This is a genomic window from Actinoplanes sp. ATCC 53533, from assembly GCF_003947245.1.
Genome location: NZ_QHHV01000003.1, coordinates 22228 through 37547, shown reverse-complemented (window position 1 = coordinate 37547; position 15320 = coordinate 22228). Strand labels below are relative to the sequence as shown.

Here is a 15320-nt window from a genome sequence, read left to right as displayed (position 1 = left end):
TGCCGTAGAGCGGCAGGGCGGGCGTGATCCAGTGGGCGTACGCCGTCGCGGCGGCCTCCAGCGGGATCACCGTCCGACCATAACCCGGTCGGCCCGTTCGGTGGGAGACGGTTCGGCCGGCGGGCGTACCAGCGGCAGGGTGAACCAGAACCGGCTGCCGCCGCCCGGGTTGTCGTCCACGCCCACCTCGCCGCCGTGGCGCTCGATGATGCGGTGCACGATGGCCAGGCCCAGGCCCGTACCCGGGTAGCCCTCGCTGCCCGCCGCCCGGTTGAAGGCGGCGAAGACGGCGTCGCGCTGGTCCTCCGGCAGGCCGATGCCCCGGTCCGCGACGTCGATCCGCACGGTCTCGCCCTGCGGGCGGCTGGTGATCCGCACGTACGGCTGGCGGCCCTCGGCGGTGTACTTGACCGCGTTGCCGATCAGGTTGTCGAGCGCCTGGCGCAGCAGGGTGGCGTCGCCCGGCACGGCCGGCAGCGGATCCACCACGATCATGGTGTCCGGGTGCCGGGCCCCGCCGAGCCGTTCCCGGGCGATGTCGTCGGCGAGCGCCTTCAGGTCGACCGTCGTGGTGTTCAGGGCCCGGTTCTCGGCGGTGGCATAGTCGAGCAGGTCGTCGATGAGGGTCTGCATCCGCAGGGCGCCGTGGTAGAGCCGTTCGAGGAAGTCGCGGTGCACCGGGTCCAGCCGCTCGGTGGCCTCCTCGCGCAGGAAGCCCGCGAAACCGGTGATCCGGGCCAGCGGGTTGCGCAGGTCGTGGGCCACGATGCCGGCGAAGCCGACCAGTTCCGTCTCGCGCCGCCGCAGCTGTTGTTCCACGGCCTCGCGCCGCTCGATGTCGTCCAGCAACGCGATCGTGGCGTCGTCGACCCGGCGCAGCGCCCGGTCGCGGGCGGAGAGCACCGTGCCGGTCAGGCCGGCGAGCAGGGCGGTGAGGACCACGCCGATGATCCACGCGGCGACGTCCAGCTGCGCGTCGGCGCCGCCGGGCAGCAGCCGCTGGGTGGGCCGCACGACCAGCCGCCAGGTGCGTTGCGGCACCGGTACGGGGACGTCGCGGGCGGCCGGGTCGTTCCGCAGCGGGACCGGCGGCGTCCAGCTCGCCACCGGGACCGGGGTGACCGGTCCCGGGTCGACCAGGGTGACGGCCACCGTGTCGCGGGCCACCACGCCGATCGCCTCCCGCAGGAACTCGCCGCCGCGCAGGCCCATGGTCAGCCAGCCGCGGAACCGCCCGGTGTCGGCGGCGGACGGCGAGGTGGAGGAGACCGGCGCGGCCAGCAGGAACGACATCTGCTGATCCGTTTCGGGCAGCGACTCGTCGCTGAGCAGCCGGTAGGTGGTGCTCGTCGCGATCCGGTGGCTCTGCCTGGCCAGCCGCATCGCCGCGGCGGCCGGCGCGGAGCCGGCCAGGTCGCGGCCCAGCAGCGGCCCGCCGCCGTCGACGGCGCGGTGCAGCACGACGAACATGTGCTCGCCGCCCGCGGCCGGCGACGGCCGCAGGGTCAGGCCGGCGTCGCCGCTGTCGCGCCAGAACCGCTGCACCTCGGGGATCTGCGCGCCGGTCGCCGGCACCACGAGGGCCACCCCGGTGGCGCCGGGCAGGCGCTGCCCGTCGACCGCGGCGACGATCGCGGTGAACTCGGCGGACTCGAGCCGGCCCTGGGCGCCGACGGCGGCGGCGAGGTCGGCCAGGGCGGTGCTGTAGCGGCGGACCTCGGCGGTCACGGTCTGCGCGACGATCATCGTCTGCTGGCTCAGGGCCCGGGCCGCCCGGTCCTCGTCGGCGTGCCGCAGCGCCGTCGCGGCCAGCGTCGTGCCGAGCAGGCCGAGGGCGATGACCAGGGCCAGCAGGCGCACCGAGCGGCGCCCCGGCGGCCGGGCGCCGGCGCCGGAGAAGGCGCTCGACCCGGAACCCCCACCCACGGCCCGACGCTACGCCCGCGGCCACGGCCCGCGGTGCCGATTCGCGCGAGTGGAGAGCCTCGTCTCAGGCGGGCCGGGCCATGGTGCCGACCGGCCGCCGCACAGGTCGTGATGCTTCCTGCTTAGGGGTGCCCGAGTATGACCGTTCGGCGCACGCCTGCGATCGATGGGCGGTTTATGCTTGCGCCGATCATTCGGCGTGGTTTCGTTCGAACAAGGGATGTGCACGTGGCTGAGGGCCAGGAGAAGATGCCCAAACTGGACACCACCGTCCCCCAGACGGCTCGGATCTGGAACCACCTGCTCGGTGGTAAGGACAACTTCGCCGTCGACCGGGCGGTCGGCGATCAGATCATCGAGTCGATGCCCCAGCTCGCGGAGAACGCGCGGCTGTCGCGGGCCTACCTGGCCCGGGCCGTGCGCTACCTGGCGGGCGAGGCCGGCGTGCGGCAGTTCCTCGACATCGGCACGGGCCTGCCCACGGCCGACAACACCCACGAGGTCGCGCAGCAGGTGGCGCCGAGCGCCCGCATCGTCTATGTCGACAACGACCCGCTGGTGCTCGCGTACGCCCAGGCGCTGCTGACCACGAGCCCCGAGGGTGCGACCGACTACATCGACGCCGACCTGCGCGACGCCGACAAGATCCTGGGCGAGGCCGCCCGCACGCTCGACCTCAAGCAGCCCGTGGCGCTGTTCCTGATGGGCATTCTCGGTCACATCGAGGACGACAAGGAAGCCAAGTCGATCATCGACAGCATCATGTCGCGGCTGCCCTCGGGGAGCTACCTGGCCATGTATGACGGCAGCGACACCAGCGAGGCCAACAACGAGGCCGTGCGGATCTGGAACATCTCGGCGAACCCGAAATACCACCTGCGCAGCGCCGACCGGATCGCCGCGCTGTTCGAGGGCCTGGAGCTGGTCGAGCCCGGCGTGGTCTCCGTGACCAAGTGGAAGCCCGGGCCCGGAGCGGAGAACGCGCCGGAGATCGACCAGTACTGCGCCGTGGGTCGCAAGCCATAACAACGACGGGACCACACGTGACGACGGGGCAGAACGACGGGCCGACGGTCCGCCGGTTGCAGCTCGGCGCCCGCCTGCGCAGCCTCCGGACGGCCAAGGGCGTCACCCGCGACCGGGCGGGCTACGAGATCCGTGCCTCCGAGTCGAAGATCAGCCGGATGGAGCTCGGCCGCGTCAGCTTCAAGGTGCGCGACGTCGTCGACCTGCTCAAGCTGTACGGCGTCGACGACCAGGGTGAGCACGAGCGGCTGCTCACCCTGGCCCGCGAGGCCAACACCCCGGGCTGGTGGCACTCGTACGGCGACGTGCTCAGCACCTGGTTCCAGAACTACCTGGACCTCGAGCAGGCCGCCGAGCTGATCCGCACGTACGAGATCCAGTTCGTGCCGGGTCTGCTGCAGACCGACGCCTACGCCCGGGCGGTCATCACGCTCGGGCACGGCGGCGCGTCGGCCGAGGAGATCGCCCGGCGCGCCGACCTGCGGATGGCCCGCAAGCAGATGCTCCAACGGGACGAGTCGCCGCGGCTCTGGGCGGTGCTCGACGAGGCGGTGCTGCGCCGAACGATCGGCGGCAAGGAGGTGCTGCGCGAGCAGATCATGTCGCTGCTGGCGGCCTGCGAGCAGCCCAACGTCCGGCTGCAGGTCATACCGTTCGCCTCCGGCGGGCACGCCGCGGCCGGGGGAGCGTTCACCATCCTGCGCTTCCCCTATCCGGACATGCCCGACGTCGTGTATCTCGAACACCTGACCAGCGGTCTCTACCTGGAGAAACGCGAGGAAGTGGATCACTACGCCGCCGCGATGGGCAGGCTGACGATCGAGGCGGAGCCGCCGGCGCGCACCCCCGAGCTGCTGCGCCAGGCGCTGCGCGACCTCGACGCCCCCGACTGAGCTGCCACCTGTGCCCGATACCGCTGTCGTGTCCGTCCCGCTGCCGCGGACGGACCGCCCGCTGCTGACCTACTACGACGACGCGACCGGCGAGCGCACCGAGCTCGGCGCCGCCGAGCTGGGCGGCTGGTCGGCCCGGGCGGCGGCGCTGCTGCGCGACGGGTGCGGGCTGGCGGCCGGCAGCAGCGCCGCGGTGCTGCTGCCACCGCACTGGCAGACCGCCGTCGTGCTGCTCGGGGCCTGGTCCGCGGGGATCGCCGTGTCGTTCCGTCCGTGGGCGACCGCGGGCCTGGGTGCCGCGCCGCCGGAGCCGCTCGACGTCGTCTTCGTCTCCGGTCAGCGGCTGGGCAGCTGGCTGGAGGAGGTGCCGGCCGCCCGGCACCGATTCGTGCTCGGCCTGGCTCCCGGCCTCGCGGCGCTGGAGGAGGTGCCGGCGGGCTACCGCGACTTCGCCGCCGAGGTGGTCCGTCATCCCGACAGCACGCCGAACTACACCGGCCTGCGTCCCGGCGATGTGGCGAGCCCGGACGGTACGACGTACGCGCAGTGGAGCGAGGTGGCGCACGGCATCGCCGCCGACCTGGGGCTGCGCGCGGGCGACCGGGTGCTGGTCGACGCGAACGACCACGAGCAGCCCGTGCGGTGGCTGCTGACGCCGCTGGCCGCCGGGGCATCGATCGTGCTCTGCGCGAATCTGGACCGCGACGCCCTGGAGTCCCGGATCGCCGCCGAGGGCGTCACGCGCGTGCTGTGACGGGCGTCCAGCCCCGCCGGTGCAGCGCTTCGATGCCGTCCAGGAGCAGATCCAGCGCGAATTCGAACTCGAACTGGTCGTCGCACCCCGAGCCGACGACCGAGTCCTCGACGTGTGCGGCCGCCATGGCGATCTCGGCGACATAGGGAAACCGGCCGGCCAGCTCGCGGGCCATGGCCTCCTGCACCTGAGGGTCGACGGCGGGTGAGCCGACGTATAGCTCCTGGCTGAAGCCGAGGATCCGGCTGCCCATGGCGTGCATGACGTGATGGGTGAGGCCGACGGAGAGGCCGCCCTCGCGGAACATGCCGATCATCGAGTTCAGATACGCCAGCCCGGCCGGGGTCGGCGTGGTTCGTGACTCGATCACCTGGGACGCCCAGGGGTGGCGCAGCAGGGCGCGCCGGGCGGAGAGGATCCGCTGGCGGACCGCGGGTTTCCAGTCGGCGCCGCGGACCGGCGGGTCGATCTCGCCGACGACGACGTCGACCATGCCGTCGAGCAGCTCCTCCTTGTTGGCCACGTGCTTGTAGAGCGCCATCGGCACGACGCCCAGCTCCTGGGCGAGTTTGCGCATGCTGAGCGATTCGCTGCCCCCGTCGTCGGCGAGCGCGACGGCGGCGTGCAGCACGCGCTCCCTGCTCAGCGGGGTCCGGCGCGGAGCTGCCGCCTGCTCGGTCATCTCGTCTCCTTGACAGGTGTACGCCGTACACCTAGTGTGCTGTCCAGCGGTGTACACCGTACACCTGGGTTTTGAGGAGGCCTCATGAAAGCGATCGTCCACGACCGGTACGGCTCACCCGAGGTGCTGCGGCTCGCCGAGGTCGCCAAGCCGGTGGCCGGCGACAACGAGGTGTTGGTCAGGGTGCACGCCGCCACGATCAACGCCCGTGACTGGCACGCCATGCGCGGCGACCCGTACCTCGCCCGGATGGCGTTCGGGCTCCGCGGCCCCAAGGTGAGGATCCGCGGCACCGACTTCGCGGGCCGGGTGGCGGCGGTCGGGCGGCAGGTGACCCGGTTCCGCCCGGGCGACGAGGTGTACGGCGAGGTCGAGGCGGCCTTCGCCGAGTACGTGAGCGTCCCGGAGGACCTGGTCGGGCCGAAGCCGGCCAACCTGAGCTTCGAGCAGGCGGCGGCGATCCCGCTGGCGGCCAACACCGCCCTCATGGGCCTGCGCGACGTGGCGCACACCGGGCCGGGCCAGCGGGTCCTGATCAACGGCGCCTCCGGGGGTGTGGGCACCTTCGCCGTGCAGCTCGCCAAGTCGTTCGGCGCGCACGTGACCGGCGTCTGCAGCACCAGGAACATCGAGCTGGTCCGTTCACTCGGCGCGGACGAGATCGTCGACTACACCCGCGAGGACTTCGCGGCCGGCGGGCGGCGCTACGACGTCGTGTTCGACCTGGTCGGCAACCGTTCGCTGGCCGACCTCCGCCGGGCGCTCACCCGCACCGGCACGCTCATCCTGTCCGGCGGCGGCGTGTCCTCCGGCGGCAGCCTCGTCGGGCCGATCGGCCTGGTGGTCAAGGGACAGCTGCTGTCCCGCTTCGTCCGCCAGCGGGTGATCACGCTCAGCGCGACGCCGAGCCGGGAAAACCTGGACACCCTGCGGGAGCTCGCCGAGTCCGGCGCCCTCACCCCGATCATCGACCGTACGCTGCCGCTGAGCGAGACGGCCGAGGCGATCCGGTACGTCGAACAGGAGCACGCCCGCGCGAAGGTCGTCCTCAACGTCGCATAGGGACACCGGTGTCAGAGGGCCGACCGGGAGGTGACCGACGCCGCGAAGGTGACCAGGGCCTCGATCACGCTGGTGAGGTGGGTGCGCATGGCATCCTCGGCCCGCGCCGGGTCGCGCGCGCAGACCGCCTCGATGATCGCCAGGTGCTCCGGCAGCGACACCGACGGCCGGCCGGGCATCAGCGAGAGCCGGAACTGGTGGCGCACCATCTGCCCGTTGAGCTGCTCGATGATCGTCTTGGCGGAGGCGTGCCGGGCGATCGACCGGACCGTGGCGTGCAGCTGGGCGTTGAGCTCGGAATACCGCAGCATGTCCGCCTGGTTCACCACGGCGGTCATCTGGGCGCCCAGCGCCCGCAGCTCGGCGATCTCGGCGTCGGTGATCCGCTCCGCCGCCCGGGCCGCCGCCAGGCCCTCGACGGCGCGCCGGATCTCGGTGATCTCGATGGCCTCGTCGACGGAGATCTCCCGGACCCGGGCGCCGCGGTTGGGCTGCAGCTCCACCAGGCCCTCGTTGGCCAGCCGGGTGAGCGCGTTGCGGAGGACGAACCGGCTGGTGCCGTACCGCTCGACCAGTTCGTTCTCGATGAGCCGCTGGCGGGGGGCGTACTCCCCGCGCAGGATGGCCGCCCGCAGTTCGGCCAGGACGTCACTCATAGCCTCGATGCTCCTCGTCGTCGAAGGTCATCGTAGGCACCGGTCACGCGGTGCCCGGCCGGTGACCCTTCTTCGCCTGCTGGACCAGGGCGTACACCTGACTGCGGAGCGCGGTGAACCGCGCCGACGAGCGGGTCTCCAGCTGCTGCCGCTCCGCCGGCAGGTCGACCGGTACGTCGGCCAGGACGACCGTCGGCCGGTTGGAGAGCACCAGCACCCGCTGGCCGAGGTAGACCGATTCGTCGATGTCGTGGGTGACGAACAGGACGGTGATCCCGAGCTGTTTCCAGAGGGCCCGGACCAGATCCTCCAGGTCGGCGCGGGTCTGTGCGTCGACGGCGGCGAAGGGCTCGTCCATCAGCAGGACGCTGGGCTCGTACGCCACCGCCCGCGCGATGGCGACCCGTTGCTGCATGCCGCCGGAGAGCTGCCACGGGTGCGCGTCCGCGCTGTCGCTCAGGCCGACCGAGGACAGCGCGGCCTCGACCTTGGTGGCCCGGTCGGCCCGGGACAGGCCCTTCTCCTTCAGCGGCAGCTCGACGTTCGCGCGGACCGTGAGCCACGGGAACAGGCTGCGCCCGTACTCCTGGAAGACGACCGCCATGCCGGCGGGTGGCCCGGTGACCGGAGCCCCGTCCAGCCGGATCCGGCCGCCGGTCGGGTCGAGCAGCCCCGCCAGGCAGCGCAGCAGCGTCGTCTTGCCCGCCCCGGACGGGCCCACGACGCAGACCAGCTCGCCCCGGTCGATCCGGAAGGTGAGGTCCCGGATCGCCTCGACGTCCGCACCGTGGCTCCGGTAGGTCTTGGCGAGCCCGTCCACATCGAGCACAGTCACGTCGTCACGTCCCTCGTTCGGCCTGGCGCAGCCCGCGGTACCAGGCCAGGGATCGGTGTTCGACCAGGCGGAACAGCCCGGACAGGGCGACGCCGAGCAGGCCGAGCAGGATGATGCCGGTCCACATCTGGGGGATGGCGAACCCGCGCTGGAACTGCACGATCGCCGCGCCCAGCCCGCGGTCGGCGCCGAACAGCTCGCTGATGACCATGAGGATGACCCCGATGGACAGGGCCTGGCGGGCGCCGGTGGCGATCCGTGGGCTGGCTCCCCGCAGCACCACGTGGTGCAGGGTCGCGAGCCGGCCCAGCCGGTACGAGCGGGCGGTGTCGCGCAGCACCTCGTCGATCGAGCGCACCCCCTCGACGGTGTTGAGCAGGATCGGCCACACGCAGCCCAGGGCGATGGTGATCACCTTGGCGGTCCAGCCGGTGTAGCCGGCGAACAGCGCGATGACCGGGATGAGCACGGGCGGCGGAATGGCGCGCAGGAACTCCAGCGCCGGCTCGCAGAGGGCGCGCAGGGTCCGCGACGATCCGATGGCCGTGCCCGCGGCGACGCCGGCGACCAGGGCGGCCAGGTAGCCGGCGGCGAGCCGGGCGAGGCTGGGCAGCACGTCGTGCCGGAGCGGATCGGCGGTCCAGGTCTGCGGGAACGCCCGCGCGATGGTGGACAGCGGCGGCCAGAAGAAGCTGGTGCTGTGCGCCGACAGCGTCCACCACAACGCGATCAGCACCACGGGCAGGCCCAGGGCGACCAGCGCCCGGCGGGGGAGTTCCGAGATCTTCACAGGTCCCGCCGAACCGAGGTGTGCCAGCGCAGGGCGCGGCGTTCGACGGCCCGGGCCGAGGCGTTGACCGCCACGCCGAGCAGCCCGACCACGAGCACCAGGGCGTACGTCTCCGGCACGGCGCCCGAGCTCTGTGCCACGCCGATCGAGCGGCCGAGGCCGGGGACACCGATGATCAGCTCCGCGGTGACCTGCAGGATCAGCGCCACCGAGGCGGCCAGCCGGAAGCCCGTGACGACGTAGGGCAGGGCGGTGGGCCACAGGACCGTACGGACCACCGCCCGGCGGGAGAAGCGGTACGAGCGGGCGGTGTCGCGGACGACCGGGTCGACGTCGGCGACGCCGTAGAGCACCTGGACGAGCACCTGCCAGAACGCGGCGTAGACGACGAGGACCAGCGCCGACGGGGGCCGGCTGCCGTAGATCAGCACCACCAGCGGGATCAGCGCGACGGACGGGATGGGGCGCAGGAACTCGATGGTCGAGGCGGTGAGGGCGCGCAGCAGCGGCACGCCGCCGAGCACCACGCCGACGACGATTCCGGCGATCATGGCGACCGCCAGGCCCAGCGCCCAGCCCCGCACCGTCTGGGCGAACGCCGTCCAGAAGTCGGCGAGCGCGAGCTGCGCGGCCAGGCTGCGGGCCATCGCGCTGAACGGCGGCAGGAACCTGCTGTCCACGATGCCCAGCCGCGGCAGCGCCTCCACGGCGCCGACCAGCAGTGCCAGCCCGAGCAGCCCGAGGGCCGGCCGGCGCCACCGCTCGCCGGCGGGGACCCGGGCGCGGGGGCGGCCGGGCGCCGGCCCGGTCAGGGCCGGTGCGGTGGCCGTCACGGCAGCAGGGCGCCGAGATCCGGCTGCTGGGTGAGCAGCTTGTCCTGGACGGCCAGGTCCGCCAGCAGCTGCACCGAGTCGCGGTCGACCGTGGCCGGCCACCTCGGCAGCACCAGGCTCCGCTGCACGGCGGGATCGATCTTCGTGTACGTGGCGAGCGTCGCCCGCGCCTCGTCCGGGTGGGCGCCGGCGTACTCCATGGACTTGGTCATCGCCGCCGTGAAGCCGCTGACCACCTCGGGGTGCTGCGCCAGGTACTGCTTCGAGGTGAAGTACATCGCGACGGTGAGGTCGGGGTCGGTGCCCGCGTAGTTCGAGACCACCTGACGGTTGCCCTGGCCGGTCGCGATGGTCAGGAACGGCTCGACCACCTGGCCGGCGTCCACGTCACCCTTGGCGAGCGCGGCGGCGATGTCGGGGAACGCCAGCTCGACGTACCGGATGGTGGACGGGTCGCCGCCGGCGTCCCGGACGACCTTGTCGACCGTCGTGGTGTTGATGTTCTTGAGGGTGTTGACGGCGATCCGCTTGCCGGCCAGGTCCGCCGCGGTCTTGATCGCGCTGCCGGCCGGCACGATGACCCCGCCGAAGTCCTTGCCCGGCTCGCCGGTGGACGCCACCCCGGAGGCGACGGCCTTCAGCGGCAGCCCCTTGGAGGTGGCCAGCAGCAGCGAGGTGGTGTTGCTGAAGCCGAACTGGTACTGCCCGCTGACCACCCCGGGGACGATCGCCGCCCCGCCCTGGGCCGTCTCGAGGGTGACGTCCAGGCCCGCCGCGGCGAAGAAGCCCTGCTTCAGGCCGAGATGGACGGGTGCGACGTCGACGATCGGGATCACCCCGATCTTGACCTTGGTGGTGCCGTCCGCCGTCGATCCGGCCGGCTCGTCGGAGCCGCAGGCGCCGGCCAGCAGGGCCGTCGAGATGGTCAGGACGAGGGCGGTGAACCGGCGGCGCCGGAGTGGGGTCATGGGGTCCTCCAACAGGACTTGAGAGGCCGATGACCGGACGGTACAGAGATTGTCAACAATTGTGAAGGCAATCTTGCGGGCACGTTGCTGATTGTTGACAATCTTGTTGACTGCTGGCTACGGTCGGCCTCATGGCATCCCACTACGTCGTGCGCTGCGTCGACCGCGCCGATCCGGAGACCATCGCCGGCCTGCGCGAGGCGGGCGTCGCCACGGCCCACGAGGCGGCCGGCCGCACCGGCCTGCTCGGCCCGGCGATCCAGGCCCGGCAGGCCGGCTCCGCGATCGGCGGCTCCGCGATCACCGTCTCCTGCCACCCCGGCGACAACCTGATGATCCACGCGGCGGTCGAGGTGTGCCGGCCCGGCGACGTGCTGGTGGTGACCACGACCTCGCCGTCCACCGACGGCATGGTCGGCGACCTGCTGGCCACCTCGCTGACCACCCGGGGAGTCGTCGGCCTGGTGATCGACGCCGGCGTCCGGGACCTCGCGACCCTGCGCGAGATGGGCTTCCCGGTGTGGTCGCGGGCCGTGCACGCGCAGGGCACGGTCAAGGCCAGCCCTGGCTCGGTCAACGTGCCGGTCGTCGCCGCCGGCGCCCTGGTCCGGCCCGGCGACATCGTGATCGCCGACGACGACGGCGTGCTCGTCCTGCCGGCGGCCACGGGTGGCCGGGTGGCCGACGCGGCGGCGCGGCGCCTGGCGAACGAGGCGGCCAAGCGCGAGCAACTGGCCGGCGGGACGCTCGGCGTCGACCTGTACCAGCTGCGCCCGCTGCTCGCCGAGCTCGGCGTGACCTATGTGGACCGGTTGCCGTGAGCGACGGGATCCGCTGCATGCAGCTGCGTGGCGGCAGCTCGAAGGGCGCGTACTTCCTGGCCGCGGACCTGCCGGCGGACCCGGACGAGCGTGACGACCTGCTGCTGCGCATCATGGGCTCACCGGACGAACGTCAGATCGACGGCCTCGGCGGCGGGCATCCGCTCACCAGCAAGGTGGCGGTCGTCGCGCCCTCGTCCGCCGGCGACGCCGACGTGGACTACCTCTTCCTGCAGGTGGTGCCCGGCCGGGCGCTCGTCACCGCCGCGCAGACCTGCGGCAACCTGCTGGCCGGGGTGGGGCCGTTCGCCATCGAGCGGGGACTGGTCGCGGCCACCGGCGAGACGACGACCGTCCGCATCCGGATCATGAACCCCGCGGTCGGCCTCGCCGAGGCGCGGGTGCTGACGCCCGGCGGGCGGGTGCGGTATGCCGGGGACACCGTCATGGCGGGTGCGCCGTTTCCCGCCGCGCCGATCGCCCTGCGGTTCCCCGGCGGCGCCGAGCCGGTCTTTCCCACCGGACGGCTCGCCGACCGGCTCGCCGGCCTCGACGTCACCTGCGTGCACGCCGGCATGCCGGTCGTGCTGGTCCGCGCCGCCGACCTCGGCGTCGCCGGCGAAGAGCCGCCGGACGTGCTCGAAGGCGACGCCGCCCTGCGCGCGAAGGTGGAGGCGATCCGCCTCGCCGCCGGTCCCGCGATGGGGCTCGGCGACGTCGCCGACGCGACCGTGCCGAAGATCAGCATCGTGTCGCCGGCCAGGACCGGCGGCACCGTGTGCACCCGGACGTTCATCCCGCACCGGGTGCACGCCGCGATCGGCGTCCTGGGCGCCGTCTCGGTCGCGGCCGGGGTGCTCACGCCCGGCACTGTCGCTTCGGCGGGGGTGCCAGCGCCCGGCACTGTCGCTTCGGCGGGGGTGCCTGCGCCCGGCACTGTCGCTTCGGCGGGGGTGCCTGCGCCCGGCACCCTCGCTTCAGTGGAGGTGCCTGCGCCCGGCACCGTTGCTTCAGTGGAGGTGCCGGCGCCCGGCACCGTCGCGGATTCGATCGCGCCGGCCGGCCGGGTGGTCCGCATCGAGCATCCGACCGGCATCTTCGAGGTCTCTCTGGAGCTCGACGGCAGCGGCCCGCGGACCCGGGTCCGCGCCAGCGCCGTCGTGCGTACCGCCCGCAAGTTGGCCGACGGCCTCGTGTGGCCGCGCAGCGGAAAGGCAACCTGAATGAGCCACCCCCACGACCCCGACCGCCGACGGGACATCGCCCACGTGGGCCCGATCGAGCTCTTCACCGCCGTGCCGGAGGCGTCCCGCGACTTCTTCGTGAACGTCATGGGCCTGCGCGAGGTGCACCGCGACGAGACCTCGATCTACCTGCACACCTGGGACGACTACCAGTCGTGGACGATCCGCCTGGTGCGGCGGGCGGCGGCGGGCATCGGCCGTACCTATCTGCGCGCCGCCAGCCCGCAGGGCCTCGAGCGGCTCACCGCGGAGATCGCCGCGGCCGGTCTCGGCCGCGGCGTCGTGACGGACGGGTACGGCCTCGGCCCGGTCCACCTCTTCCAGGACCCCGACGGGCACGAGTTCGGCCTGTACTGGGACGTCGAGTGGTACCGGGCCGGCGAGGCCGACCGGCCGGCGCTGAAGAACCAGGCCGCGGCCTACCCGGGCCGGGGCGCGAACCTGCGGCGCCTGGACCACGTCAACTACCTGACCGCCGACGTGCCGGCGACCGCGGAGTTCCTCGGCGACGTGCTGGGCGCGCGGTGCACCGAGCGGATCGTCAAGGACGACGGCAGCCCGCAGGCCGTCTGGTATTCCGTCGGCGACAAGACCTACGACCTCGTCTACACCGAGGACTGGACCGGCAGCAGCGGCCGCCTGCACCACATCGCCTTCGCCACCGACACCCGCGAGGAGATCCTGCGGGCCGCCGACGTGTGCCTGGACGCCGGCGTCCACATCGAGACCGGGCCGCACAAGCACGCGATCCAGCAGACCTTCTTCCTGTACGTGTGGGAGCCGGGCGGCAACCGCATCGAGATCTGCAACGCCGGCGCCCGCCTGATCCTGGCCCCGGACTGGAAGACGATCAGCTGGAACCGCGAGGAACGGGCCAAGGGCCAGGCGTGGGGGCTGAAAACCATCGACACCTTCCACACCCACGGCACGCCCGTCGTCCCGCCGGGTTCGTCTTCCGTTCCGCCAGCTTCGTCTTCCGTTTCGCCGGGCTCGCCTTTCGTTCCGCCGGGCTTGTCGTGAGGGTGCGTGTCGCGCTGCTGGGGCTGGGTGAGGCCGGCGCGGAGATCGCCGGTGATCTTGTCGCGGCCGGCGTGGATGTCCGCGGTTACGACCCCGCCGTGGGCCCGCCGGCCGGGGTGGATCCGCGGTCGGACGAGGCCGACGCGGTCCGGGACGCCGACCTGGTGCTGAGCGTCAACAGCGCCCACGACGCCCGGCCCGCCCTGGCGAACGCGCTGCCGGCGCTGGCGCCGGGGACGCTCTGGGCCGACCTGAACACCGCGGCACCCGCCGTGAAGGCCGCGCTGGTGCGGCAGCTCACCGGCCGGGACGTGGCGGTGGCCGACGTCGCCCTGATGGCCCCGGTGCCGGGCCGGGGACTGCGCACCCCGATGCTCGTCTCCGGCCCGGGCGCCGCCCGGTACGCCGAGATCCTCACCGGCTTCGGCGCCGCCGTGACCGTCCAGCCCGGCCCGGCGGGCGAGGCGATCTCCCGCAAGCTGCTGCGCAGCGTCTTCTACAAGGGTCTCGCGGCCGCCGTGGTGGAAGCGCTGGCCGCCGCCGAGGCGGCCGGCTGCGCGCCGTGGCTGCGCGCCGACATCAGCGCCGAGCTCGCGGGCTTCGACGAGCGCACGATCGACCGGCTGGTCGACGGCACCCACCGGCATGCGCGCCGCCGCGCCGACGAGATGAGCGCGGCGAGCGAGCACCTGGCCGGGCTGGGCGTCCAGCCCCGGATCGCCACCGCGGCCCGGGACCTGCTGATCGCGCTGCGCGACCGGGAGAGTCGGTCATGATCATCGACTGCCACGGTCACTACACGACGGCGCCGGCCGCGCACACCGCCTGGCGGGCGGCCCAGCAGGAGGCGTACATCGCCGGGCGCGAGCCGCCGCCGTACCCCCGGATCTCCGACGACGAGATCCGGGAGTCGATCGAGGGCAGCCAGCTGCGCCTGATGGCCGAGCGCGGGGTCGACCTGACCGTCTTCTCGCCGCGCGCGTCGGCGATGGGTCACCACTTCGGCGACGAGGTGGTCAGCGCCGCCTGGACCCGGGTCTGCAACGACCTGATAGCCCGGGTGGTGCGGCTCTACCCCCGGCACTTCGCCGGCGTCTGCCAGCTCCCGCAGTCGCCCGGCGTCCCGGTCGCGAAGTCCGTCGCCGAGCTGCGGCGCTGCGTCACGGAGCTGGGCTTCGTCGGCTGCAACCTCAACCCCGACCCCAGCGGCGGCCACTGGACCACCCCGCCGCTGACCGACCCGAGCTGGTTTCCCCTGTACGAGGCCATGGCCGAGCTGGACGTGCCCGGCATGGTGCACGTCTCCGCGGTGACCAACCCCAGCTTCCACGCCACCGGCTCGCACTACCTCAACGCCGACACGACAGCGTTCATGCAGCTGCTGCAGGCGGACCTGTTCCAGCGGTTCCCCGGTCTGCGGCTGATCATCCCGCACGGTGGCGGGGCGGTGCCGTACCACTGGGGACGCTTCCGCGGCCTCGCCGACATGCTCGGCCGGCCGGGCCCGGAGGAATCGGTGCTGGGCAACGTCTTCTTCGACACCTGCGTGTATCACCAGCCCGGCATCAACCTGCTCTTCGAGGTCATCCCCGCCGCCAACATCCTGTTCGGCTCCGAGACGGTCGGCGCCGTCCGCGGCATCGACCCGCGGACCGGCCACCACTTCGACGACACCCGCCGGTACGTCGACGCCCTCACGATCACCCCCGACGAGCGGACCCGGGTCTACGAAACCAACGCCCGCCGCGTCTATCCACGACTGGACGCCGTGCTCACCTCACTCGCGGAGGCCACCCCCCGATGAAACGGC

16 protein-coding genes are annotated in these 15320 nt (G+C 72.9%); 9 read left to right on the top strand and 7 right to left on the bottom strand.

Features of this window, described 5'->3' with window-relative positions; all coding sequences use genetic code 11:
- Window positions 1-66: 66 nt before the first annotated feature.
- Entirely contained in the window at window positions 67-1926 is a 1860-nt protein-coding gene (locus DMB66_RS00435; protein WP_125801967.1) for an ATP-binding protein, read from the bottom strand.
- Between the two features lie 249 nt (window positions 1927-2175).
- Between DMB66_RS00435 and DMB66_RS00430 the strand changes: the two genes are divergently transcribed.
- From DMB66_RS00430 to DMB66_RS00420, 3 genes are read left to right on the top strand one after another with little or no spacing between them, the layout of a single operon-like run.
- The gene (locus DMB66_RS00430; protein ID WP_233624196.1) at window positions 2176-2952 is read left to right on the top strand and encodes an SAM-dependent methyltransferase; all 777 of its coding nucleotides are present in this window, start codon (window positions 2176-2178) and stop codon (window positions 2950-2952) included.
- 17 nt (window positions 2953-2969) lie between these two features.
- On the top strand, window positions 2970-3845 hold the full coding sequence (locus DMB66_RS00425) for a helix-turn-helix transcriptional regulator (protein ID WP_125801965.1): 876 nt from the start codon (window positions 2970-2972) through the stop codon (window positions 3843-3845).
- Window positions 3846-3873: 28 nt separating this feature from the next.
- Window positions 3874-4599 carry a TIGR03089 family protein gene (locus tag DMB66_RS00420; protein WP_233624187.1) on the top strand — a complete coding sequence of 242 codons (726 nt, stop codon included), beginning with the start codon at window positions 3874-3876 and terminating at the stop codon, window positions 4597-4599.
- On the opposite strand, the gene DMB66_RS00415 is transcribed toward DMB66_RS00420, so the two are convergent.
- Complete coding sequence (locus tag DMB66_RS00415; RefSeq protein WP_125801963.1) at window positions 4583-5281, bottom strand: TetR/AcrR family transcriptional regulator; 699 nt, start codon at window positions 5279-5281, stop codon at window positions 4583-4585. The two genes, DMB66_RS00420 and DMB66_RS00415, sit on opposite strands and share 17 nt — an antisense overlap.
- A gap of 84 nt (window positions 5282-5365) precedes the next feature.
- Between DMB66_RS00415 and DMB66_RS00410 the strand changes: the two genes are divergently transcribed.
- The gene (locus DMB66_RS00410) at window positions 5366-6343 is read left to right on the top strand and encodes an NAD(P)-dependent alcohol dehydrogenase (protein ID WP_125801962.1); all 978 of its coding nucleotides are present in this window, start codon (window positions 5366-5368) and stop codon (window positions 6341-6343) included.
- 11 nt (window positions 6344-6354) lie between these two features.
- Here the strand turns inward: DMB66_RS00410 and DMB66_RS00405 are convergent, their stop codons facing one another.
- Genes DMB66_RS00405 through DMB66_RS00385 form a run of 5 tightly spaced genes read right to left on the bottom strand, consistent with a single transcriptional unit; the run spans window position 6355 to window position 10425 of the window.
- Window positions 6355-6999 carry a GntR family transcriptional regulator gene (locus DMB66_RS00405; RefSeq protein WP_125801961.1) on the bottom strand — a complete coding sequence of 215 codons (645 nt, stop codon included), beginning with the start codon at window positions 6997-6999 and terminating at the stop codon, window positions 6355-6357.
- A 43-nt stretch (window positions 7000-7042) separates the two neighbouring features.
- Entirely contained in the window at window positions 7043-7834 is a 792-nt protein-coding gene (locus DMB66_RS00400; protein ID WP_370318315.1) for an ABC transporter ATP-binding protein, read from the bottom strand.
- A gap of 4 nt (window positions 7835-7838) precedes the next feature.
- Window positions 7839-8624, bottom strand: coding sequence for an ABC transporter permease (locus tag DMB66_RS00395; protein WP_125801960.1), 786 nt, complete (start codon window positions 8622-8624; stop codon window positions 7839-7841).
- Window positions 8621-9457: an ABC transporter permease gene (locus tag DMB66_RS00390; protein ID WP_125801959.1), complete on the bottom strand. Its 837-nt coding sequence runs from the start codon at window positions 9455-9457 to the stop codon at window positions 8621-8623. The genes DMB66_RS00395 and DMB66_RS00390 overlap by 4 nt, the downstream gene beginning before the upstream one ends.
- Entirely contained in the window at window positions 9454-10425 is a 972-nt protein-coding gene (locus DMB66_RS00385) for an ABC transporter substrate-binding protein (protein ID WP_125801958.1), read from the bottom strand. Before DMB66_RS00385 ends, DMB66_RS00390 begins: the two co-directional genes overlap by 4 nt.
- Window positions 10426-10556: 131 nt before the next feature.
- On the opposite strand from DMB66_RS00385, the gene DMB66_RS00380 reads away from it, so the two are divergent.
- The 5 genes from DMB66_RS00380 to DMB66_RS00360 are packed head-to-tail and all read left to right on the top strand — an operon-like array spanning window position 10557 to window position 15314.
- Window positions 10557-11246, top strand: coding sequence for a 4-carboxy-4-hydroxy-2-oxoadipate aldolase/oxaloacetate decarboxylase (locus tag DMB66_RS00380; protein WP_125801957.1), 690 nt, complete (start codon window positions 10557-10559; stop codon window positions 11244-11246).
- The gene (locus DMB66_RS00375; protein ID WP_233624186.1) at window positions 11243-12469 is read left to right on the top strand and encodes a PrpF domain-containing protein; all 1227 of its coding nucleotides are present in this window, start codon (window positions 11243-11245) and stop codon (window positions 12467-12469) included. Before DMB66_RS00380 ends, DMB66_RS00375 begins: the two co-directional genes overlap by 4 nt.
- Entirely contained in the window at window positions 12470-13510 is a 1041-nt protein-coding gene (locus tag DMB66_RS00370) for a VOC family protein (RefSeq protein ID WP_125801956.1), read from the top strand.
- Window positions 13507-14286, top strand: a complete 780-nt coding sequence (locus tag DMB66_RS00365) for an NAD(P)-dependent oxidoreductase (RefSeq protein ID WP_125801955.1) — start codon at window positions 13507-13509, stop codon at window positions 14284-14286. The genes DMB66_RS00370 and DMB66_RS00365 overlap by 4 nt, the downstream gene beginning before the upstream one ends.
- Window positions 14283-15314 (top strand): amidohydrolase family protein, encoded by a 1032-nt coding sequence (locus DMB66_RS00360; protein ID WP_125801954.1) that lies wholly within the window; start codon window positions 14283-14285, stop codon window positions 15312-15314. The genes DMB66_RS00365 and DMB66_RS00360 overlap by 4 nt, the downstream gene beginning before the upstream one ends.
- The last annotated feature ends 6 nt before the right edge of the window (window positions 15315-15320 follow it).

Coding starts and splice junctions, on each gene's coding strand:
- DMB66_RS00370 (WP_125801956.1), top strand. CDS start 12,470: ATGAGCCACCCCCACGACCCCGACCGCCGACGGGACATCGCCCACGTG.
- DMB66_RS00380 (WP_125801957.1), top strand. CDS start 10,557: ATGGCATCCCACTACGTCGTGCGCTGCGTCGACCGCGCCGATCCGGAG.
- DMB66_RS00385 (WP_125801958.1), bottom strand. CDS start 10,425: ATGACCCCACTCCGGCGCCGCCGGTTCACCGCCCTCGTCCTGACCATC.
- DMB66_RS00405 (WP_125801961.1), bottom strand. CDS start 6,999: ATGAGTGACGTCCTGGCCGAACTGCGGGCGGCCATCCTGCGCGGGGAG.
- DMB66_RS00410 (WP_125801962.1), top strand. CDS start 5,366: ATGAAAGCGATCGTCCACGACCGGTACGGCTCACCCGAGGTGCTGCGG.
- DMB66_RS00415 (WP_125801963.1), bottom strand. CDS start 5,281: ATGACCGAGCAGGCGGCAGCTCCGCGCCGGACCCCGCTGAGCAGGGAG.
- DMB66_RS00430 (WP_233624196.1), top strand. CDS start 2,176: ATGCCCAAACTGGACACCACCGTCCCCCAGACGGCTCGGATCTGGAAC.
- DMB66_RS00360 (WP_125801954.1), top strand. CDS start 14,283: ATGATCATCGACTGCCACGGTCACTACACGACGGCGCCGGCCGCGCAC.